Annotated in this window: 19 protein-coding genes; 8 read left to right on the top strand and 11 right to left on the bottom strand. The window is 71.9% G+C overall.

Features of this window, described 5'->3' with window-relative positions:
* Positions 1–165: 165 nt before the first annotated feature.
* Positions 166–1,803 carry an alkaline phosphatase D family protein gene (locus tag AQJ84_RS10905; protein WP_053192016.1) on the bottom strand — a complete coding sequence of 546 codons (1,638 nt, stop codon included), beginning with the start codon at positions 1,801–1,803 and terminating at the stop codon, positions 166–168.
* A 123-nt stretch (positions 1,804–1,926) separates the two neighbouring features.
* Positions 1,927–2,571: an HNH endonuclease family protein gene (locus AQJ84_RS10900; protein ID WP_030040248.1), complete on the bottom strand. Its 645-nt coding sequence runs from the start codon at positions 2,569–2,571 to the stop codon at positions 1,927–1,929.
* Between the two features lie 374 nt (positions 2,572–2,945).
* Between AQJ84_RS10900 and AQJ84_RS10895 the strand changes: the two genes are divergently transcribed.
* Both AQJ84_RS10895 and AQJ84_RS10890 read left to right on the top strand, forming a co-directional pair.
* Positions 2,946–3,527: a TMEM165/GDT1 family protein gene (locus AQJ84_RS10895; protein WP_030040249.1), complete on the top strand. Its 582-nt coding sequence runs from the start codon at positions 2,946–2,948 to the stop codon at positions 3,525–3,527.
* Positions 3,528–3,701: 174 nt separating this feature from the next.
* Positions 3,702–4,361 (top strand): HAD family hydrolase, encoded by a 660-nt coding sequence (locus tag AQJ84_RS10890; protein WP_030040250.1) that lies wholly within the window; start codon positions 3,702–3,704, stop codon positions 4,359–4,361.
* 92 nt (positions 4,362–4,453) lie between these two features.
* On the opposite strand, the gene AQJ84_RS10885 is transcribed toward AQJ84_RS10890, so the two are convergent.
* A complete protein-coding gene (locus tag AQJ84_RS10885; protein ID WP_051869871.1) occupies positions 4,454–5,776 on the bottom strand; it encodes a peptidoglycan-binding domain-containing protein in 1,323 nt (440 codons plus the stop codon).
* A 173-nt stretch (positions 5,777–5,949) separates the two neighbouring features.
* Between AQJ84_RS10885 and AQJ84_RS10880 the strand changes: the two genes are divergently transcribed.
* Positions 5,950–7,998, top strand: coding sequence for an MDR family MFS transporter (locus AQJ84_RS10880; RefSeq protein WP_053192014.1), 2,049 nt, complete (start codon positions 5,950–5,952; stop codon positions 7,996–7,998).
* Here AQJ84_RS10880 and AQJ84_RS10875 read toward each other — a convergent pair.
* Positions 7,991–8,494 (bottom strand): GNAT family N-acetyltransferase, encoded by a 504-nt coding sequence (locus AQJ84_RS10875; protein WP_053192012.1) that lies wholly within the window; start codon positions 8,492–8,494, stop codon positions 7,991–7,993. The two genes, AQJ84_RS10880 and AQJ84_RS10875, sit on opposite strands and share 8 nt — an antisense overlap.
* Positions 8,495–8,508: 14 nt before the next feature.
* The gene (locus AQJ84_RS10870) at positions 8,509–9,123 is read right to left on the bottom strand and encodes a dihydrofolate reductase family protein (protein ID WP_030040254.1); all 615 of its coding nucleotides are present in this window, start codon (positions 9,121–9,123) and stop codon (positions 8,509–8,511) included.
* 183 nt (positions 9,124–9,306) lie between these two features.
* Here AQJ84_RS10870 and AQJ84_RS10865 point away from each other — a divergent pair, with 183 nt between their 5' ends.
* Together AQJ84_RS10865 and AQJ84_RS45095 are read left to right on the top strand one after the other, a co-directional pair.
* Positions 9,307–9,993, top strand: a complete 687-nt coding sequence (locus AQJ84_RS10865; RefSeq protein ID WP_030040255.1) for a hypothetical protein — start codon at positions 9,307–9,309, stop codon at positions 9,991–9,993.
* A gap of 5 nt (positions 9,994–9,998) precedes the next feature.
* A complete protein-coding gene (locus AQJ84_RS45095; RefSeq protein ID WP_374935412.1) occupies positions 9,999–10,754 on the top strand; it encodes a hypothetical protein in 756 nt (251 codons plus the stop codon).
* On the opposite strand, the gene AQJ84_RS10855 is transcribed toward AQJ84_RS45095, so the two are convergent.
* Positions 10,743–11,168 carry a DnaJ family domain-containing protein gene (locus tag AQJ84_RS10855; RefSeq protein ID WP_053192010.1) on the bottom strand — a complete coding sequence of 142 codons (426 nt, stop codon included), beginning with the start codon at positions 11,166–11,168 and terminating at the stop codon, positions 10,743–10,745. The two genes, AQJ84_RS45095 and AQJ84_RS10855, sit on opposite strands and share 12 nt — an antisense overlap.
* Before the next feature lie 80 nt (positions 11,169–11,248).
* On the opposite strand from AQJ84_RS10855, the gene AQJ84_RS10850 reads away from it, so the two are divergent.
* Entirely contained in the window at positions 11,249–11,641 is a 393-nt protein-coding gene (locus tag AQJ84_RS10850) for an FHA domain-containing protein (RefSeq protein WP_030040258.1), read from the top strand.
* Positions 11,642–11,703: 62 nt separating this feature from the next.
* Here AQJ84_RS10850 and AQJ84_RS10845 read toward each other — a convergent pair whose 3' ends face one another.
* Complete coding sequence (locus AQJ84_RS10845; protein WP_030040259.1) at positions 11,704–12,375, bottom strand: O-methyltransferase; 672 nt, start codon at positions 12,373–12,375, stop codon at positions 11,704–11,706.
* A gap of 115 nt (positions 12,376–12,490) precedes the next feature.
* Entirely contained in the window at positions 12,491–13,852 is a 1,362-nt protein-coding gene (gene proP / locus AQJ84_RS10840) for a glycine betaine/L-proline transporter ProP (RefSeq protein ID WP_030040260.1), read from the bottom strand.
* Positions 13,853–14,128: 276 nt separating this feature from the next.
* Here proP and AQJ84_RS10835 point away from each other — a divergent pair, with 276 nt between their 5' ends.
* Complete coding sequence (locus AQJ84_RS10835; RefSeq protein ID WP_037802794.1) at positions 14,129–16,192, top strand: bifunctional glycosyltransferase 87/phosphatase PAP2 family protein; 2,064 nt, start codon at positions 14,129–14,131, stop codon at positions 16,190–16,192.
* Positions 16,193–16,264: 72 nt separating this feature from the next.
* Here the strand turns inward: AQJ84_RS10835 and AQJ84_RS10830 are convergent, their stop codons facing one another.
* On the bottom strand, positions 16,265–17,500 hold the full coding sequence (locus tag AQJ84_RS10830) for a cytochrome P450 (RefSeq protein WP_030040262.1): 1,236 nt from the start codon (positions 17,498–17,500) through the stop codon (positions 16,265–16,267).
* A gap of 252 nt (positions 17,501–17,752) precedes the next feature.
* Here AQJ84_RS10830 and AQJ84_RS10825 point away from each other — a divergent pair, with 252 nt between their 5' ends.
* Complete coding sequence (locus AQJ84_RS10825) at positions 17,753–18,922, top strand: steroid 3-ketoacyl-CoA thiolase (protein WP_053192008.1); 1,170 nt, start codon at positions 17,753–17,755, stop codon at positions 18,920–18,922.
* A gap of 348 nt (positions 18,923–19,270) precedes the next feature.
* On the opposite strand, the gene AQJ84_RS10820 is transcribed toward AQJ84_RS10825, so the two are convergent.
* Together AQJ84_RS10820 and AQJ84_RS10815 are read right to left on the bottom strand one after the other, a co-directional pair.
* Complete coding sequence (locus tag AQJ84_RS10820; protein WP_030040264.1) at positions 19,271–19,978, bottom strand: YoaK family protein; 708 nt, start codon at positions 19,976–19,978, stop codon at positions 19,271–19,273.
* Positions 19,979–20,103: 125 nt separating this feature from the next.
* Positions 20,104–20,523 carry an aggregation-promoting factor C-terminal-like domain-containing protein gene (locus AQJ84_RS10815; RefSeq protein WP_030040265.1) on the bottom strand — a complete coding sequence of 140 codons (420 nt, stop codon included), beginning with the start codon at positions 20,521–20,523 and terminating at the stop codon, positions 20,104–20,106.
* Positions 20,524–20,843 lie beyond the last annotated feature (320 nt).

The raw sequence follows: 20,843 nt of genomic DNA, 5'->3' as shown, positions 1-20,843 counted from the left end.
GGGACTCCCGGGCGTGTGGGGCGCGTGGCGGCGGCCGCTGGAAGCGGACGGTCCGCCTCATCATGCCGTCGGGAGCCGGGGGTGCCGAGAGCAGGGTGCGCGGACTGTGGGATGCATCACGGGCATCACGGGCCACGGGCACAACAAACGGCCGTAAGGGGTCTATTACCGGGCGAGTTCGGACTCCGTGACCGTCACCAGCCGGGGACTCCGGCCCCGTACGGACTGTGCCTGTTCCAGCCGCAGCCGCGCCGAACGGCCGCGCAGGGTCAGCGTCATGAGCTGGTTGCCGAACCACGGGCCGCCCGTCCGGCGCCAGCTGACCGGCGGCCGTGGGCCGCCCGCGTGCCAGGCGAAGCGGCGGCCGAGGGCGCGGGCCACCGCACTCCAGCCGAACCGGAAACCGAGCCTTATCGACAGCGGGATGGAGTTGTGGACGGGCGAGCAGGTCAGCTGGAGGACGACGGCGTCGGGCCCGTCGGCACGCCACTTCGGCTCGGCCACGTACGCGTGGTGCACGTCCCCGGACAGCACGAGCACCGTCGCCGGGGCGTCCGGCCCCGAACCGACCTCGGCGATCAGGTCCGCCAGCGCCGTGAAGGACGCCGGGAAGGCCGCCCAGTGCTCCAGGTCGGCGCCCCGTCGCAGCTTCTCCCCGAAGCGGGCCCAGCGGGCGCCCTTGTCGCCCCGGCACAGCGCCGCGTTCCACGCCTCGGCGTCGTGCACCAGGTGCGGCAGCAGCCACGGCAGGGAGGTGCCGATCAACAGGTGGTCGTAGGACTCCGGCGTGTCCAGCGCCTGCTCGCGCACCCACTCGGCCTCGCCCGCATCGAGCATCGAGCGGTTCTGCTCGTCGAGGACGCGGGCCGCCCGGCTGTCCACCATCACCAGCCGGACCCGGCCGAAGTCGCGCCGGTAGCTCCAGCGCACCGAAGCGGAGTCGGCGTCGGCCCCGGCGGCGAAGGCACGCAGCGCGTCGGTGCCGTCGGGCGCGGCGCGTACGGCCGCGTACAGCGGGTCGGCGGCCAGTTCGGCCGGGGACAGGTTGCCGAGGTGCTGGTACACCCAGTACGACATCAGGCCGCTCAGCAGCCGCTGCTGCCACCAGCCGGTGGTCCGCATGTCCTCCAGCCAGGCGGCGGAGGTGTTCCAGTCGTCGATGACGTCGTGGTCGTCGAAGATCATGCAGCTGGGCACGGTGGACAGCAGCCAGCGCACCTCGGCGTCGAGCCAGGACTCGTAGTAGAGGTGGGTGTACTCCTCGTAGTCCGCCACCTGGCTGCCCGGCGGGTCGCTCAGATCGCGGCGGGCGGCCAGCCACTTCCGGGTCGCCGGGGAGGTCTCGTCGGCGTAGACCTGGTCGCCCAGCAGCAGGAGGGCGTCCGGCCGCTCGCCCTCCGGGGCGGTGGCGATCCGGGTCGCCAGCGTGTCCAGGGCGTCCGGGCCGACCGGGTCGTGCTCGTCGGCGGCGGGCGAGGCCCAGCGGCAGGAGCCGAAGGCGATACGGATGTCCGGGTCCTCGGCAGGGGTGCTGATGACGGACGGCGGGAAGGCCGTGTCGGGCAGCGGCCACACCCGCGTGCCGTCGAGGAACACCTCGTACGGCTGCGAGGTCCCCGGCGTGAGGCCGGTCACCGGCACGAGGGCGTAGTGGTGTCCCTCGATCTGGAACGTGTGTGTCTCGCCCCCTGCGCCGTCCGCACAGCGCACCTCGGCGGTGCACGGGCGGCTCGTCTCGACCCATACGGTCGCGGACGAGCCGTCGGCATACCTCAGCAGTGGTCCCAGGCGCAGTCCCGGCACGTGATCGCCCTCCTCCGTCGTCCCGTACGGTACGGAACGACGGAGGGGAACGGGAGCATTCGGCGGATCACGGTTTGCCGCGAGTTGTGGATCCGTCCGCGACCCCGCGTCCGGGGCCCCGGTTCAGCAGCCCGAGAGGTAGCTCGTGAGCGCGCTCTTCTCGGCCGAGTCGACCGAGAGGCCGTAGTAGTACTTCACCTGGACCCAGGCGCGGACGTAGGTGCAGCGGTAGGACGTGACCGACGGCATCCACTCGGCCGGGTCCTGGTCGCTCTTCGCCTGGTTCACGTTGTCCGTGACGGCGATGAGCTGCGGGCGGGTGAGGTCGTTGGCGAAGTTCTGGCGCTGGGTGCTGGTCCAGCCGTCGGCCCCGGAGTCCCAGGCCTCGGCCAGCGGCACCAGGTGGTCGATGTCCAGGTCGGAGGCCGCGGTCCAGGTGGCGCCGTCGTACGGGGAGTACCAGGTGCCGCTGGTGGCGGCACAGGCGGAGCTCGTGACGACGTTGGAGCCGTCGCGCTTGAGGACGGTCTCGCGGGTGTTGCAGGTGCCGCTGATGGTGATCCAGTGGTTGAACAGGTCCCGGTTGTACCCGGTGCGGTCCTCGGTCGCCACGGTGAGCGAGGCGAGGTAGGTGCGGGCGGTGGCGGCGCTGACCGGCGTGGGGAGGGCGGCGGAGGCGGTCGGGCTGTTGAAAAGCGCGACGGAGGCTATGAGGCCGGTGAGCGCCGTGAGTATGCTGACCCGTCGACGCGCGTAGAACCTGGACATGCGAACTCCCGTGGGGTGTGGAGGCGTTGGGTGCGAGCGAGGGGAATGCTCGCGACGCCGTGTTGCGGGGGGATGAGCGTTGGGTAAGAAGCTAGTGACGCGTCCATGACAGAACAAGGGTTCAGGCGTCACGGCTTTCCCGTACGATGGACGGCGCAGAAGGGGAGTAGCTCTTCGCCGGACCGTCGACATACTGCTCAGCTCGTCTGAGCCGGCGCCCGGAGGCAGGCCTTTTTCACTGGCCCGCCAGCGAGACCTTCGGCAAGCAGTGCACGCCCGTACGTCGTGGTGCGGGTGCCGAGTGTGCTGCCGTGCCGAGGTGTCTTCGAAGATCCAGCGCTCTCGGTGGGGCAGCCCCGACCGATTGAGGACCCTTGATCAGCATCACCGTCACGGCGCTAGTCTTCGGCGTCGTCTTCCTCGCCGAACTGCCGGACAAGACCGCCCTCGCCGGGCTCGTCCTCGGCACCCGCTACCGCGCCTCCTACGTCTTCGCGGGCGTCGCCGCCGCCTTCGCGCTGCACGTCGCGCTCGCCGTCGCGGCCGGCAGCGTGCTGACGCTGCTGCCGCAGCAGATCGTGCACGCGCTGACCGGCGTGCTCTTCCTCGGTGGCGCGGCGGTGCTGCTGATGAAGAAGGACGAGGACGAGGAGGAGGTCCGCAAGCCGGAGAACCAGTCCTTCTGGAAGGTCTCCGGAGCGGGCTTCATGCTCATCCTGGTCGCGGAGTTCGGTGACCTCACGCAAATCATGACGGCCAACCTCGCGGCCCGTTACGACGATCCGCTCTCCGTCGGCCTCGGCGCGGTGCTCGCGCTGTGGGCGGTGGCCGGGCTGGGCATCGTGGGCGGGAAGGCCCTGATGAAGCGGGTGCCGCTGCGGCTGATCACCAAGTGTGCGGCGGTACTGATGCTCGGGCTCGGGGTGTGGAGCCTGTGGGAGGCCGTGGCGGGCTGAGCCGGCTGAACGCCGGGTGAACTGTTCCGGGAGACGGTGGCGGGAAGCCGGGTTGTTTTGTACCGTGGAGAAACAAAGTGGCTCCCGCCCGTTTTCCCTGACCGGCGGGCGGGGCCGCCTTGTTCACTCCGGGGCTCACCCGCAGGCCCCTCGCCCCGCGTCTTGGAGCTGCCGATGACGGCCACCGCCGTGCTCACCGCCCGTGCCCTGCTGCTCGACATGGACGGCACGCTGGTCAATTCCGACGCCGTCGTCGAGCGCTGCTGGCGGCGCTGGGCCGACCTGCACGGGCTGGACGGCGACCAGGTCATGAAGGTCGTCCACGGCCGCCAGGGGTACGCCTCGATGGCACTGCTGCTGCCCGGCCGGCCCATGGAGCACAACCACGCGGACAACGCGCGCATGCTCGCCGAGGAGACCGCCGACATGGACGGCGTGGTCGCGATACCGGGTGCCGCCGGGTTCCTCGCCTCCCTGCACGGGCTGCCGCACGCCCTGGTGACCTCCGCCGACGTCGCGCTGTCCACCGCGCGCATGGCCGCCGCGGGGCTCGCCCTGCCCGACCTGAGGATCACCGCCGAGTCCGTCGGCGCGAGCAAGCCCGACCCGGAGGGGTTCCTGAAGGCCGCCGCCGAACTGGGCGTCGCCCCGGCCGACTGCGTCGTCTTCGAGGACTCCGGCGCCGGGATCCAGGCCGGGCGCGCGGCCGGCATGCGGGTCGTCGGGGTGGGGCCGCGGGCCGGCTCGCACGGGCCGGACGTGGTGGTGCCCGACCTGACGGAGGTACGGGTGGAGGCCCTGGAGGACGGGACGATCGGGCTGTACGTGGGGTGACACCCCGACGCGACACCGGCCTGAGCGCCCGGTGAGGGCGTCCGGTCCGGCCCGGCGTCCCTACGGCTCGGGCGCCCTACGGCTCCGGCGCCCTACGGCTCCGTCGTCTCCGACTCCAGCTTGGTCCGCGTTGTCTCGTCGTAGACGCCGAGGTTGTCGGTCCCGACGTTTCTCGACCACTGGTAGTTGCGCAGGGCGTCCTCGACCTTGCCGCTGAAGTCGCCGTCGATCGCCTCGGCGTACAGGTACAGCTCGTGCAGCCGCTGCTGGAGCTCGGTCACCTCGGGGCCCTGGTCCCCGCGGCGCAGGACGGGCCCGACGCGGCGGTCGTCCTCGGACGCTTCCCCGGCATCCGCAGCGGAGCCGGCGGCTCCCGTGCTCGTCGGGGCCTGGGTCGCCTCGGCCGACCGGGACGGGCTCGGCGAGGCGTTGGAGGCGGAGGCCGACGGCGACGGACTGGGCGACGGGCTGTCGTCGGCCGTCGGTGACGGTGAGGCGGAGGTCGGCGGAGCGGAAGAGGCAGGTGTGGACGGGGCCACCGACGCCGCGCTGGTCGACGTGTCCGGAACGGCCGCGCGGACGTCCTGCGGGGCGCCCTCCCGCGACGGCGACTCGTACGAGAACACTCCGCTCGCGATCCCGGCCACGGCCACGACCGAGACGACCGCACCGGCGACACCGAGCAGCACGCTGCGGCGCCGTCGGCGGCTCGGCCCCTCGTCGTCGCCGAACGGGCCGGAGGCGACGGCGCCCGGTCCGCCGGCCGCCTCGAAGAGGTGCAGGTCGGTGGGGCTGGGCGTGGTCGCCGGGGGCGCGAAGGGGGTGGGGAGCACCGAGGTCGCGTCGACCGCGGGAGGCCCGGGCGGCACCGGCGTCCCGGCCGCTGAGGGTGCGGCGGCTGTCGGGTCCGTGCGGTGGAGGACGGTGGTGGCGTCGGCGTCCGTGCGGGGGAGCGCGGCGGTGGCGTCGGCCGAGGGCGGTTGTGGCCCGGCACCGACGGCGGGGAACGCCGTGGTGGCGTCCACGGCGGGAAGCGTCACGGTGGCGTCCGTGTCGGGCGCCCCGGCCGGCCGCGGCGCGGCGGGATCGACGGGGCGCAGCAGCATGGTGGCTTCCACCGGTGGCGCCGGGTGATGGTCGGCCCTGTCGGTCCCGCCCGCTGTCCGCCCTGCCCCACTGCCCTCGGCGCCGCCGACGGGCGTCGGCCCACCGTCCTCCTCGCCCTCCGTCGCCCCCTCCAGCTCGACGTACGGCCGTATGCGCAGCGGATCGAAGTCCTCCGCGGCGGCCGCCTCCGCCGTGCGGGTGGCGCGCAGGGCGTCGGCTGCTCGTCGGGTGCAGGCGCAGGACGGGGTGTTGTCGGTGCCTCTGGGGGCACCGCACTCCGGGCACAGGTGCCCCTTGGACTGGTCCACGCTCTTGTCCCTCCCCTCGCGTCTCCCCCTCGCGAACTCCAGAGATTATCCAGGTCTCCTCCACACCATGGGTCACGAGCCCCCGGAACAACGGCTTCCGGAGGACTCGACAGGCCATAACTGGTCACACCGATCACGATGGACAGAGGGAACGAGACGCTCGGGAGGTCTACATGGCCGGGGACGCGCGCGCAGTGACGCGGCAGCCGAGGGACGTAGGCGACGAACACGTGCCGGGCAACGTCCTCGTCTCGATCGGCGCCCTGCTCCTCGGGATGCTGCTCGCCGCTCTCGACCAGACGATCGTGTCGACCGCGCTGCCCACCATCGTCAGTGAACTCGGCGGCATGGAGCACCTGTCCTGGGTGGTCACCGCGTATCTGCTGGCCTCGACCGCCGCGACCCCGCTGTGGGGCAAGCTCGGCGACCAGTACGGCCGGAAAAGGCTGTTCCAGATCGCGATCGTGATCTTCCTGGTGGGCTCGGCGCTGTGCGGCGCGGCGCAGGACATGTCCCAGCTCATCGCGTTCCGGGCGCTGCAGGGCCTCGGCGGCGGCGGACTGATGGTGCTCTCGATGGCGATCGTGGGCGACCTCGTCCCACCGCGGGAACGCGGGCGCTACCAGGGGCTGTTCGGTGCCGTGTTCGGGGCGACCAGCGTCCTCGGGCCGCTGCTCGGCGGGCTGTTCACGGAGCATCTGAGCTGGCGTTGGGTGTTCTACGTCAACCTGCCCGTCGGTGTCGTCGCCCTGGCGGTCATCGCCGTGGTCCTGCGGATCCCGCGCAAGTCGACGCGGCACGTCATCGACTACCTCGGCACCTTCCTCATCGCCGCCGTGGCCACCTGTCTGGTGCTGGTGGCGTCGCTGGGCGGCACGACGTGGGACTGGGCTTCGCCGCAGATCGTCGGCCTGGCGGTGCTCGGCGTCGTACTCGCCGTCGCGTTCGTGGCGGTGGAGCGGCGGGCCGCCGAACCCGTGATCCCGCTCAAGCTGTTCAGGATCCGCACCTTCACGCTCTCCGCGGTCATCAGTTTCGTCGTCGGCTTCGCGATGTTCGGCGCGATGACCTATCTGCCGACCTTCCTCCAGGTCGTCCAGGGCGTCAGCCCGACCATGTCCGGTGTGCACATGCTGCCGATGGTGCTCGGCCTGCTGCTGTCGTCGACGCTCTCCGGGCAGATCGTGAGCCGCACCGGCCGCTGGAAGGTCTTCCCGGTCGCGGGCACCGGGATCACCACCTTCGGCCTGCTCCTGTTGCACCGCCTCGACGAGAACAGCTCCGACGCCGAGATGAGCACCTGCTTCTTCGTCTTCGGCCTGGGACTGGGCCTGGTCATGCAGGTCCTCGTGCTCATCGTGCAGAACGCGGTCGCCTACGAGGATCTCGGTGTCGCCACCTCCGGCGCGACCTTCTTCCGGTCCATCGGGGCCTCCTTCGGCGTCGCGATCTTCGGCACGATCTTCGCGAGCCGCCTCGGCGAGAAGCTGACCGACGCGTTCGCCGGCGCCCCGCTCCCGCCCGGCGTCTCGGTGGGCGCGCTGGAGTCCGACCCGCGTGGCATCGAGGCCCTGCCGGCCGCGCTGCGACCGCCCGCCGTGCACGCGTACGCGTCGTCCATCACCGACGTGTTCCTGTACGCCGTGCCGGTAGCCCTCGTCGGCTTCGTGCTGGCGTGGTTCCTGAAGGAGGACCGGCTGCGCGAGTCGGTGACGGCGCCGGACGTCACGGAGACCCTCGCCAGCAACCCGGTGGAGCGGTCGTCGCACGACGAGGTGTGCCGGGCGTTGTCCGTGCTCGGCACGCGGGACGGCCGGCGGGAGATCTACCGGAGGATCACCGCGAGGGCCGGCTACGACCTGCTGCCCGCGGCGAGCTGGCTGCTGCTGCGGGTCAGGAAGTACGGCCGGGTCGAGCCGGCGATGCTCGTCGAGCGCACCAGCGTCCCGCTGACGGTCGTCATCGAGGCCGCCCGGCAGGTCGAGGAGCGGCACCTCGCCTTCCGGCAGGGCCTCGACCTGCTGCTGACCGAGGAGGGCAGCGCGGTCGCCGACCGGCTCGCCGAGGCCCGCGAGGAGTCCCTCTCCGAACTGCTGGGCGACTGGTGGGGACCGGACCGGCCCACCGACCTGATCCAGCTGGTCAAGGAGCTGAACGGCGAACTGTGCGGATCCGAGTCGGAGCGCCCGCACGACGAGCGCGCGGTGCCCCGGTTCACCTGAGTCGTTTGGCGAACCAGTGGTCGGCGTACGTGGCGGCGTTGTGCGCGCCGGTCTCCTGGTAGCCGAGTCGCGCGTACAGGGCACGGGCCTCCACCAGGTCGTGGCGGGTGTCGAGGACGATCCGCTCGGCACCGAGGGCGCGGGCCGCGTCCTCGGCGGCGTGGACGAGGAGCGCGGCACCGCCCCGGCCGCGCATCCCCTCGTACACGAACACCCGGGTGAGCTCGGCGCGTCCGTCCGCCCGCAGCCGTACGCCCGCGGTGCCGGCCGGCTCGCCGCCGTACCGTCCCACGAGCAACCGCCCGGTCGGCGGGGCGAGTTCGCCCCCCGAGTGGGCGGCGATCTCGCGCTCCAGCTCGCCGGGGTCCGTGCGGCGCCCCTCGTGCAGCAGGTACCAGCGGTCGCTGACCTCCGTGTAGTACGCCCGCCAGAGCGCGGCGGCGACGGGCGAGTCGAAGGGTTCCGGGGCGATGGTCCAGGTGGGCATGGCGCCCATTTTCGGCAGGCCGCCTACACCGCCCGCAAGCGAATATGGGTCGCCTCCGGACCGTCCAGCACCTGGGTCGGGCGCCACTCGACGGGCTGGTCGCCGAGGCCGTCGAAGAGCCGCCGGCCGCCGCCGACGAACACGGGCACCACGTGCAGCCACAGTTCGTCGAGCCACCCGGCGCGGATGAACTGCTGTACCAGGTCCGCGCCTCCGGCCAGCGAGACGTCCTTGTCCCCGGCCGCCTCCCGGGCGAGGGCGAGCGCGTGTCCGGGGCCCTGGGTGACGAAGTGGAAGGTGGTGCCGCCCTGCTTCACCAGGGGCTCGCGCGGGTGGTGGGTCACCACGTGGACCGGCATGTGGAAGGGCGGGTCGTCGCCCCAGGGGAGCTCTCCGGTGACGTACATGCCGTGCCCCATCACGACCGCCCCGGGACGGGCGATCCAGTCGGCGAGCAACTCGTCCTCCGGGCCGCCCCGGCCGCCCTCCAGTCCCTGGCCCGCGCGCCACGAGCGCAGCCCGAACACCCACCGGTGCAGCCGTTCCCCACCGATCCCCAGGGGGTGCTCGCGCCCCGACCCGGGTCCGGCGACGTATCCGTCGAGCGACATGGACAGCTGGGCGATGACGTCACTCATGGCGACCTCCTCCTCAGGGGCACCCGTCAGGTGCCTTCACCCTTGCGTCGATCGGGCCCACACCGGATCGACACGCCGTCGCCACTGATGCGCGGGCCGTTTGGACGGCGCCGACCGGGCTACCCGGTTGTTGAAACCGGCTCGTACGGAGAGCCGGTTGGGTCGAGAACCCGGAAGGCACTCATGTCCACAGGCGTGATCATCGCTCTGATCGTGATCCTGGCGGCCGTCGTCCTCATCGCGGCCGTCCTGACCCTGCGGGCCCGGCGTGGGCCCGGTGGTCAGAACCTGAAGCGGCGCTTCGGGCCCGAGTACGACCGGGCCGTCGCCAGGCACGACGGAGACACCAAGGCTGCCGAGCACGAGCTCACCGAGCGCGTGGAGCGGCACGGATCGCTGCGTGAGCGCTCGCTGGAGCCCGCGCAGCGCGAACAGTACGAGGCCCGCTGGACGGCCGCGCAGGAGCGGTTCGTCGACTCGCCGCGGGAGGCCGTGGCCGAGGCGGACCGGCTGCTCGCCGAGCTGGCCGCCGCCCGGGGCTTCCCGGACGGCGGGCGGTACGAGGAGCAGGTCGACGCCCTCTCCGTGCACCACGCACACCATGTGCACGGCTACCGGCGTGTGCACAGCGTCGCCCGCACGGGCGAGAGCGGCATGGACAACGGCGACGGCCGGACGGGCACCGAGGAGATGCGCGAGGCCATGGTCGAGGCACGGGCCCTCTTCGAGGACCTGGTAGGCCCGGCCCGGCACCGGGACGAGTCCCGGAAGTCCGTCGAAAGGTCCGACGGCGATCGGGCGCACGGCCGCGCCGACGGCCGCGCCCACCAGCCGTGGGGATTCACCAGGCGTCACGCGAAGGGGAGTTGAGCGACATGACGGATGCGACGACCGGCTCGGGCACCGAGGGCGCCCCGCGCGACGGAAAGACGAGGGGCCGCGCGACCGTTCCGGCGGCCGCTCCCGGCCGTGACCCCGTGACCGGCGAGAAGGTGCCGGGCAACGTGCCGACGACCGGTGCGGACATCGACACCGGGCACGGCCGTGACACCGAGCCGGGCGCGGGGGCGGCGTCCCGTGGACGGGGCGGCCTCGGCGGCGAGACCACCACCGGCCGCGACGGGGTCCCCGACCCCGCGGGTACGCCGGGCAGCCACGGGCCCTCCGGCACCACCGGCGACGCGGCCCCGCTGGTCACCGGCTCCGACCAGAGCCACGGCACAGTGGGCACGGAAGGCCGCGGCACCAACGTGACGACGAGCCCCGGCGCCGGCGGAGCCGAACGGCACGGCACGAACGGTGCGGGTAGCCACGGCACGAACGGAGCGGGCGGCCACGGCTCCCGTCTGCTGCCGAGCGACGAGTCCGACAAGCTCGCGCAGCGGCTGCAGCACGCGGTCGCCGGGTTCGTGGACGAGCCCAAGCACGCCGTGGAGGAGGCCGACCACGTGCTGGAGGAGGCCGCGGCCCGCTTCACCGACGCGGTGACACAGCGGCGCCGTACCCTCCGCAACTCGTGGGAGGCCTCGGACGGAGGCGCGGGCAGGACCGCGTCGGCCACCGACACCGAGCAGCTCCGGCTGGCCCTGCGGGACTACCGTGAGCTGGCGGAACGGCTGCTACACATCTGACGCGTCCGCCTCGGCCGCCGCCCGGCGCTCCCGCCACTGCCGTACGACGTCCTCGACGTCGTACGGCTTCATTCCCAGCGGGGGGCCGGGCGGCGGCCTGAGCATCATGTCGCGGATCTTGACGTTGACGTCGGTGAGGAGCTTGCGGACGATCCGCTCCGAGGGTGCCGCATAGGCCGCCGTGAGCGCGTCCTCGGCCTCCTTGCGCAGCGCGAGCGTCGGCGGCAGGACGGCGAGGCCCTCGCGGGCCATCTTCTGTCTGATCCACCACAGTTCGTCGTACGGCGTGTCGGTGTCCGGCAACGGCTTGCCCGCGCCCGCCAGTTGGGCGAAATCGCCGCGACGCTCGGCATCGCGGATCTGCTGGTCCACCCAGGACTCGAACGGAACTCCGGGCGGCTTTCGCTCGGTCATGAGTCCATTGTGCCGGACGGGCCGGGGCCGGGCGATTTATCATGCGGCGGCTGTGTAAGGACACTTCAGGAGGAACGCACGTGCTCGAACTCACCATGGCCGCCGTCTCCGCGGCGGAGGAGGGTGCCACGGCCGGCATGCTCATGGCCGACTCACCCAGCGAGCCGGGGGCCGTGCTGCGGGTGGGCCGGGACAAGACGGTGTGCCGTCTGGCGACGCCCGAGGACTGGCTGTTCGTCTCCCGCGTCCACCTGGAGTTCCTCTGCGGGCCCGACGGCACCTGGCACCTGACCTGGCTGCAGGGCTCCCAGCCCGACCCGTCCTCCGAGGTCCGCCTCACCGTCGGCGAGTACGTGCAGCCGCTTGCCTACGGCGGGTCGGTGCCGCTGCCCAGGGGCGGCAGCGGCGAGGTCGTCGTCCAGGACCGCACCGCCCCGCGCAGCGTCAACGTCGGCTTCTACCACGAGGTGTGAGAAGCGGGGTGTGAGAAAGCGGGGGGTGAGGGGCGGAGGAAAGCGGGGGTGAGGGGCGGGGGTCAGGCGAGGACGCGGGCCAGTGCGAAGCCGTCGTAACCCTTGCTGCCCACCGTCTGGATCGCCGTGGCGCTCAACCTCGGGTGCTTGCCGATCAGTTCGACGGCGGTCCGGGTCCCCTGGACGTCCGGGGCGATGCTGTCGGCGTCGACGACCCGGCCGTCCCGCACCACGTTGTCGACGATGATCAGGCTGCCCGCGCGGGTGAGCCTGAGCGCCCACTCCACGTAGTGCGGGTTGTTGGCCTTGTCGGCGTCGACGAAGACCAGGTCGAACGGGGCCGGGTTCTCGTCGGCCAGCCGGGGCAGCGACTCCAGCGCCGGGCCCACCCGCACCTCGACGACCTTGTCGAGGCCCGCGCGGGCGATGTTGCGGGTGGCGACCTCGGCGTGCCGGGGGCTGTACTCCAGGGAGACCAGACGGCCGTCGGCGGGCAGCGCGCGGGCCAGCCAGATGGTGCTGTAGCCGCCGAGGGTCCCGATCTCCAGGATGTTGCGGGCGCCCTGGATCTGGGCGAGGAGCTGGAGGAGCTTGCCCTGGGGTGCCGTGACGGCGGCGTGCGGGAGTTCGGCGGCCTCGCTGTCGCGGACGGCCGCCTCCAGGGCTTCGTCGTGGGGCGAGAGGTGGGCGGTGAAGTAGGCGTCGACGTCGTCCCAGCGCTGCGACTGGCTCATGCACCTGTGCCTTTCGTATGTCTAGTTAGTGCCGCTAACTAGCTGTGCTAACGAATATAGTCGCGCGACGGTTCTCTGTCAGCGCCCACCCGCCGACCGGTTTCAGCCGATCGGCTCAGCCGGCCACCGAGGGTGCCGAGCCCGGCAGCGGCCGTCCCGCGGACTCCGCCATGAACCACACCGCCACGCCGCCGACCACGGCCGCGGCCATCATGTAGTAGGCGGGCATCATCATGTTCCCGGTCGCGCCGATCAGGGCCGTCACCACCAGCGGGGTCGTGCCGCCGAACAGCGAGACGGAGACGTTGAAGCCGATCGACAGCGATCCGTAGCGCACCCGCGTCGGGAACAGCGCCGGCAGCGCGGCCGGCATCGCCGCCGTGAAGCAGACCAGCAGCAGGCCCAGCGCACCCATGCCGAGCGCGACCGCGAGCAGACTGCCCTCGCGGATCAGCAGCAGGGCCGGCACGGACAGCAGCAGGAAGCCGGCGCAGCCGGCGGCGATCACCGGGCGGCGCCCGACGCGGTCGGACAGGGCGCCCGCGAAGGGCTGGACGACCATCATCAGCGCCATCACGGCGAGGACGACGAGCAGGCCGTGGGTCTCGTCGTACTTCAGCTCGCTGGTCAGGTAGCTCGGCATGTACGACAGCAGCATGTAGTCGGTGACGTTGAAGACCAGGACCAGGCCGACGCAGAGCAGCAGCGCCCGCCACTGGCCTGTGACCATCTCGCGCAGCGGCACCTTCGGGCGGTCCGTCTCGGCCTTGGCGGCCTCGGCCGCGAACGCCGGGGTCTCCTCCAGCCGCATCCGCAGGTAGAGGCCGATGACGCCCATCGGACCGGCGATGAGGAACGGGATCCGCCAGCCCCAGCTCAGCAGGTCCTCGCTGGACAGCAGGGCGGTCATCACCGTGACCAGGCCCGCGCCGGCGATGTACCCGGCGAGCGTGCCGAACTCCAGCCAGCTGCCGAGGAAGCCGCGCCGCTTGTCGGGGGCGTACTCGGCGATGAAGGTGGCGGCGCCGGCGTACTCGCCGCCGGTGGAGAAGCCCTGCACCAGACGGGCGGCCAGCAGGAGCAGCGGGGCGCCGACGCCGATCGAGGCGTACGACGGGATGAGGCCGATGGCGAAGGTGCCCACCGCCATCATGATCATCGTGACGGCGAGGACCTTCTGGCGCCCGACGCGGTCGCCGAGCGGACCGAAGACCATGCCGCCGAGCGGGCGGACCAGGAAGGCCGCGGCGAACGCGCCGAACGTGGAGAGGAGCTGGGCGGTCGGGTTCCCGGACGGGAAGAAGACCTTGCCCAGGGTGACCGCGATGTAGCTGTAGACACCGAAGTCGAACCACTCCATCGCGTTGCCCAGGGCGGCGGCCTTCACGGCGCGCTTGACCAGGGCAGGGTCGGCGACGGTGGCGTCCGCCGGGGCGGCGGCGCGGGGGGACGGGGGAGCGACCGGGGCAGTCGGCAAAGCTTCGCTCGCCTACCTTTCGACGGGGACAGGGACGCGGCCCGGGCGGCAGGCCGAAGGGCGACGATAGTGCGACTTTTCCTGTTCACGCGCCGCGCACAGGTCAATGCATAGTGCACTTAAAGGCGCCGTACGCAGGCCCGTGTCCCGGCCCCGGGACGGGTGTTCGGATGCCCCGATGTGATCCTTCTCGCGTCCTGTGGAGGCATTCGTCCCTTCCGCGCACTATCGTCATCCGGGCAAAAGGGGACGGACGGGGCGAGAGGCCGACGAGGCGTGGCGAACGCGGAGCACAGTGGGCGACCGGCGGAAGCTCTCGGAGCGACGGCCGCGGGTACGGCCGCAGCCGCCCGGGCCCGCCTGAGCGCGGCCCGGCTCGGCCTGTGGCTGATCGCCGCGGTCCTCGCCGGCCGGCAGGTGGCCGTCGTTCTCGGTACCCCCCGCGGGGACCGGCTGACGGATCTGGAGACCTGGGTCGGGCCGAACGGCGTCCTGCACGTGAGGGGCTCGTTGTACAACTCGACGCGCTTCACCGGTACCCCTTTCGGGGGACTCGTCATGAAGCCGCTCACCCGGGCCGCCGAGCAGGCCCTCGGCTGGGGCTGGACCTTCGGCACCCTGCTGCTGGTGGCCGCGCTCGGCCTGGTCGCCGCCCGCGCCCTGCCCCAGCCGGTGAGCAGACGGACCGCCCTGTTCGCCGCCCCCGTCGCCATCAGCCTGCTCATGCTGTCGCTGCCGGTGCGCAACACGCTCTGGCTCGGCCAGACCAGCATCGTCCCGGTCCTGCTCGTGCTCCTGGGCTGCTTCGCGGTGCGCGGCCAACGTGGCAGTGGACTGCTCATCGGGTTCGCCGCCGCCCTGCAGCCCACGGTCCTGCTCTTCGCCCCGCTGCTGTGGTTCACCGGCCGCCGCAAGGCCGCCCTGTCCGCGGGCGTCACCTTCGCCGGCTGCACGGCTCTGGCCTGGGCGGCGATGGCGCACGACTCGCACACCTACTGGGTGCACCACATGGCCGGTGTCGGCCTCGGCGGCCCGGCCGACGACCTCGCCAACCAGTCCCTGCACGGCTTCCTGCTCCGCGCGGGCCTGTCCGGTCCGCTGGAGATCTCGCTCTTCCTGCTGTTGGGCGGGGTCGTCGCCGCCCTCGGCCTGCGCCGCGCGGTGCGCTACGCGCAGGACGGACAGCTCCTGCTCGCCGTCGCGATCACCGGCTGCGCCGCGATCGCCGTCTCGCCGACCACCTGGCAGCACCAGTTGCTGTGGGTGCTGCTCGCGGTCGTCGGCCGGGTCGGCAAGCGGGCCTGCGACCGGTACGTGTGGCCGGTCGCCGTCGTCCTGGTGATGACGCTGCCCGCGAAGATGATGCTGCCGCACATGGCCGTCCTCAACCCCCTGCGTGACGACGGGGTCCTGCTCGCCGCCCTCGCCGCGGCCACCGTCGTCCCGTTCCTGTCCCGCACCTCGCCGTACCACCGCTCACCGATCCCGACGGACTACGCCCCACCCGTCCCCGCCCGCTTCGAGCGTGTCCCCCTGCTGCCGTTCCTGCGCCGGGTCCTCACCCGCCCGAACCTGCTGCTCGAACTGCTCCTCATCCGCGTCACGTACGCCGCCTACCAGCAGGTCAGGCTGGCGGCGACCGGGGGTTCCCAATCGGCCGGCCGGGCCCGCGCGGAGGAGCACGGCCACCAGATCCACGACCTGGAGCGGCTGCTCCACCTCGACGTCGAGTACTGGGCCAACCACGCCATCGTCGAGGTCGGCTGGTTGCGCGACTTCTTCGACTTCTACTACGGGTCCTTCCACTTCGCCGTCCCGCTGAGCGTCCTCGCCGTCCTGTACTGGCGCCGGCCCGTCGACTACCGCTGGGCCCGTTCCTCCCTCGGCTTCACCACCCTGCTCGCCCTGGTCGGCTTCTGGCTCTACCCGCTCGCCCCACCCCGCCTGATGCCGAACCTCGGCGTCATCGACACCGTGCACGGCGTCCAGGACTTCTCCAAGCCGGACTACGGCACTTTGACCGCCCTCACCAACCAGTACGCCGCGATGCCGTCCCTGCACTTCGGCTGGTCCCTGTGGTGCGGCCTCGTCATCGCGGTCATCGCGCCGAAGGGGTGGATGAAGGCCCTGGGCCTGCTGCACCCGCTGCTCACGGCCGCGGCGATCGTGGTGACCGGCAACCACTGGGTGCTGGACGCGGCGGGCGGCGCGGTCGTGGTCGGCGCGGGCTTCGGCCTCGCCTACCTGTTCCAGGGGCCGCGGGCACGGCAGGCGACGGAGGCGACGGCGGCCGCGAGAAGTGCGCCCGCGACCCTGGAGAAGGACCGCACGCCGGGCTGATCCGGTGTGCTCCCGCCCGCGGGACGGGCCGACGGCGCCGGGAAGCCGTCGGCCCGAGTACCGGGAGGTACGTCAACCCGCGCTGACCTGGAGCTCCTTGACGCCGTTGATCCAGGCGGAGCGCAGCCGTCGTGGATCGCCGGTCTGGCGCAGGTCGGGCATGGCGTCGGCGACGGCGTTGAAGATGAGGTCGATCTCGAGGACGGCCAGCGACTTGCCGAGGCAGTAGTGCGGGCCACCGCCGCCGAAGCCGAGGTGGGGGTTCGGGTCGCGGGTGATGTCGAAGGCGTCCGGGTTCTCGAAGACGTCGGGGTCGTGGTTGGCGGAGGCGTAGAAGAGGCCGACGCGGTCGCCCTTCCTGATCTGCTTGCCGCCGAGCTTGGTGTCCTGGGTGGCGGTGCGCTGGAAGGAGTTGACGGGGGTCGCCCAGCGGACGATCTCCTCGGCCGCCGTGGACGGGCGCCGCGCCTTGTACAGCTCCCACTGCTCGGGGTGGGTGAGGAAGGCGTGCATGCCGTGGGTGATCGCGTTGCGGGTCGTCTCGTTGCCCGCCACGGCCAGCATCAGCACGAAGAAACCGAACTCGTCGGAGCTGAGGTTGCCCTCGTCCTCCGCCGCCACCATCGTCGTCACGATGTCCTTCGCCGGGCACTGCTTGCGGTCGGCGGCCATGTTCATGGCGTAGGCGATCAGCTCGATGGCCGACTCGGCGCCGACCTCCTCGGTGATCGCGTACTCCGGGTCGTCGTACGAGATCATCTTGTTGGACCAGTCGAAGATCTTCGACCGGTCGTCCTGCGGGATGCCGATGAGCTCGGCTATCGCCTGGAGGGGCAGTTCGCAGGCGACCTGGGTGACGAAGTCGAAGGATCCGGAGCGGGCGCGCGCCTCGGCCACGATCGCGTGGGCGCGGTCGCGCAGGGTGCCCTCCAGGGCGCGGATGGCCCGCGGCGTGAACACGCGCTGCACGATCTGGCGGACCCGGGTGTGCTCCGGCGGGTCCATGTTGAGCAGGATCAGCCGCTGGGCGTCGATGGCGTCGCGCTCGATGTGGTCGTTGAAGCGGATGATCGCCGTGTTGAGGTAGGAGGAGAAGAGCTCCGGGTGCGTGGAGACGTACTTGACGTCCGCGTGCCGGGTGACGGCCCAGTACCCAGCGTCCTCGAAGCCGGCGAGGTTGTCCGTCTGGGGGATCCAGCGGACCGGCTCGGCTCGGCGCAGCTCGGCGAACTCCGGGAGGGGGACGCGGTGTTGCAGCAGATCGGGGTCGGTGAAGTCGAACCCGTCGGGAAGAGCTGGACAGGGCATGGGCGACTCCGGCTGAGGTTCCGGACCGTGACGTTTTCTGACGGCCCATCAGGGATGAGGTCGCCGTGAAGGTAGTAACGGGTTCTAGAAGTAGCAAGGGGCACGGCACCCCGAATTGAGTGCACGCCCCTTGCGGTGCCGGGCGAGGGGTCAGCAGACTGCAGGTGGAACTAGAACATGTACTAGTTCCGCGTGGCGGGCCGGGCCGGGACGCCCCCGCGCCGCGCGGGTACCGGAGGAGAGGAACTCCCCATGGCCGCGGAACCCGTGATCGTCGAGGCCGTACGCACCCCCATCGGCAGGCGCGGCGGCGCGCTCGCCAATCTGCACCCCGCCTATCTCCTGGGCGAGACCTACCGTGAACTCCTCGGCCGCACCGGCATCCCCGCCGACTGCGTCGAGCAGGTCGTCGGCGGCACGGTGACCCATGCCGGCGAGCAGTCCATGAACCCCGCCCGCACGGCCTGGCTGACGGTCGGCCTGCCCTACGAGACGGCGGCGACGACCGTCGACGCCCAGTGCGGGTCCTCGCAGCAGGCCTCCCACATGGTGGCCAACATGGTCGCGGCGGGGGTGATCGACGTGGGCATCAGCTGTGGCGTCGAGTCGATGTCACGGGTGCCGCTCGGGTCGGGCTCCAAGCACGGCCCCGGGAAGCCGTTCCCGGACGAGTGGAACGTGGACCTGCCCAACCAGTTCGAGGCCGCGGAGCGGATCGCCCGTCATCGCGGACTGACCCGCGAGAACGTCGACTCCCTCGGGCTGGCCTCCCAGGAACGGGCCGCTGCGGCCTGGTCGGAGGAGCGCTTCAAACGCGAGACGTTCGCCGTGCAGGTCCCCACGACGGAGGAGGAGCAGCGGGCCGGGCAGGGCATGTGGCGGCTGGTCGACCGGGACGAGGGCCTGCGCGACACGTCCATGGACGCCCTGGCGCGCCTCAAGCCGATCATGCCGACGGCCGTGCACACGGCGGGCAACTCGTCCCAGATCAGCGACGGTTCGGCGGCGATCATGTGGGCGTCGAAGCGGATGGCCCGGGCGCTGAAGCTGCGCCCTCGGGCCCGGATCGTCGCGCAGGCGCTGGTGGGGGCAGACCCGCACTTCCACCTGGACGGGCCGATCGACGCGACGCGGGCGGTGCTCGGCAAGGCGGGCATGTCACTGAAGGACATCGACCTCGTCGAGATCAACGAGGCCTTCGCGTCCGTGGTGTTGAGCTGGGCCCAGGTCTTCGAGCAGGACCTCGACAAGGTCAACGTCAACGGCGGTGCGATCGCGCTCGGGCACCCCGTCGGAGCGACGGGGGCCCGGCTCGTCACGACCGCCCTGCACGAACTGGAGCGTACGGACAAGGAGTTCGCGCTGGTGACGATGTGCGCGGGCGGCGGGCTGGCCACCGGGACGATCATCCAGCGGCTGTAGGCGCCGCCCGGGAGCCCGAAGGTGGTCAACGCGGCGGGGGCGAGGCTCGGCCCCGCCGGGGTGCGCGAGTCGCGGAGGGACCGATGAGCTCCACCGGATCCTCGCCAAGGCCGGCCGCCCCGACCACCGGATCCCGGTGAGGTTCACGCGACGAGCGCGGCGACACCCCGGTGGGTCGTCGCCGCGCTCGAGTCCGCGTGGTGCGCCCCCGACCTCGGTGAGTACCCGCCCTGCCGCCACACCTACGAGTACCACCCCCGTGCGATCGACGAGGGTGACCTGGCCGCTCCTCCCGAACCGCGGACGCGCGACTGTCCGCGCCACTCCGCGCGCACCGGCCGGGACGTCCTACTCCCGGCCCGAGGTCACCACCGCCAGCACCGCCACCACCACTGCCGAGAGCAGCAGGGGAATGCCCAGCCCGTGGTGGAGGACCAGCCATGCTCCGAGAGCCGCGCCCGTGAGCATCGCGACGACCGAGGCCGTGCGGCGGGGGGAGTGGGTGCCGGCGCCGCCGCCCGCGCGGGAGTCGGCGGCCAGGCCGGTCAGGGTCATCGTGAGGACCGTCGTCGTGAGGTCGGGGACGCCGAGGCGGCGGACGGTCGCGTTGCGCAGGCCCATCGCGAAGCCGGTCACCGCGATGAGGGTGTAGACCGTCGCCGTGGCGTCGGGCGCGGCGAAGGCGACCACCGCGGACGCGCCCAGCAGGGCCGCCTCCGCGGCGAGGGTGAGGCGGGCCCAGGTGCGGCGGGAGCCCTTGCCGAGGTGGACCGCGAGACGGCCGCCGGCCACCGCGCCCAGCACGAAGGAGCCCAGCGAGGTCAGGGTGTGCGGGACCGAGAAGCCGGGGGCGCCCGCCGCGGCGAATCCCAGCACCACCACGTTGCCCGTCATGTTGGCGGTGAAGACGTGGCCGAGGCCCAGATAGCTGACCGCGTCGATCAGGCCGCTGATCACGGTCAGGGTCAGCAGGACCGGGACCAGCCGGAGCCCGCGCGCCTCGCGGGCGGCCGCCGCCGGGTCCGCTGCGGTGTCCTGCGTGCTCTCCGTGCTCATGGTGCGGCCTCCGGGCGGCGGGGCGGGTTGTGGTGCACCCAGTAGAACCCGGGCACGGCGAAGGCGGCGGCCCGGGGATCGGGGGCCGCCGCCTTCGCGTACCGGGGGCTGTGATCAGGGTGCGATCAGTACCAGCCGTTGGCCTGCCAGAACGCCCAGGCGCCGGTCGGGCTGCCGTAGCGGGAGTTCATGTAGTCCAGGCCCCACTCGATCTGGGTGGCGGCGCTGGTCTTCCAGTCGGAGCCGGCCGAGGCCATCTTGGAGCCGGGGAGGGCCTGGACCAGGCCGTAGGCGCCGGAGGAGGCGTTCGTCGCGTCGACGTCCCAGCCGCTCTCGTGCTCGACGATCTTGCTGAACGCGTCGAACTGGGTCGTGTTCGGGATCATCCTGTGCGCGATCGCCTTGGCCTCGGAGGAGGTGGCGGTGCTCGCCGCCTGCGCGGGAGCCGCGGTCAGGACCATGCCGGTGGTGGCGGCGGCCAGCGCGGCGGTGGTCAGGGCCTTCTTCGGGGAGGCGATGCGACGGGCGATGCGGGTGACGAACACGGAGAACCTTTTCCCTCGGGGACCGGACGGTCGCGGCCTGCCGTCACCACGCGGTGCGCGGCGGGGACATGCCTCGGCGCCGCGACCCTGTGGGTACGTCGGCGCCGTGCGACGTCATCCAGAGAAACAGGCTCGACCGGTGTCCGCAATGACCCCTTTTACTAGTTGTGGTCGCATCCGGAGGAAGGGTGCTCCGTGTGAGCCGGCTCTCATCGTGCAGGTCGGGGCGGGTGCGTCTGTGGTGATATGTCTGAAATGTTCCTACTGTTCAGGTTAGTAGGTGATGTGGGTCATGTGGGGTGGTTCACCAGGTGAGTAAC

Origin of the sequence: Streptomyces resistomycificus (assembly GCF_001514265.1) — a bacterium.
GTDB lineage: Bacteria > Actinomycetota > Actinomycetes > Streptomycetales > Streptomycetaceae > Streptomyces > Streptomyces resistomycificus.
Note: the sequence above shows the minus strand (reverse complement) of the source record. Positions and strands in the feature narration are given on the sequence as shown.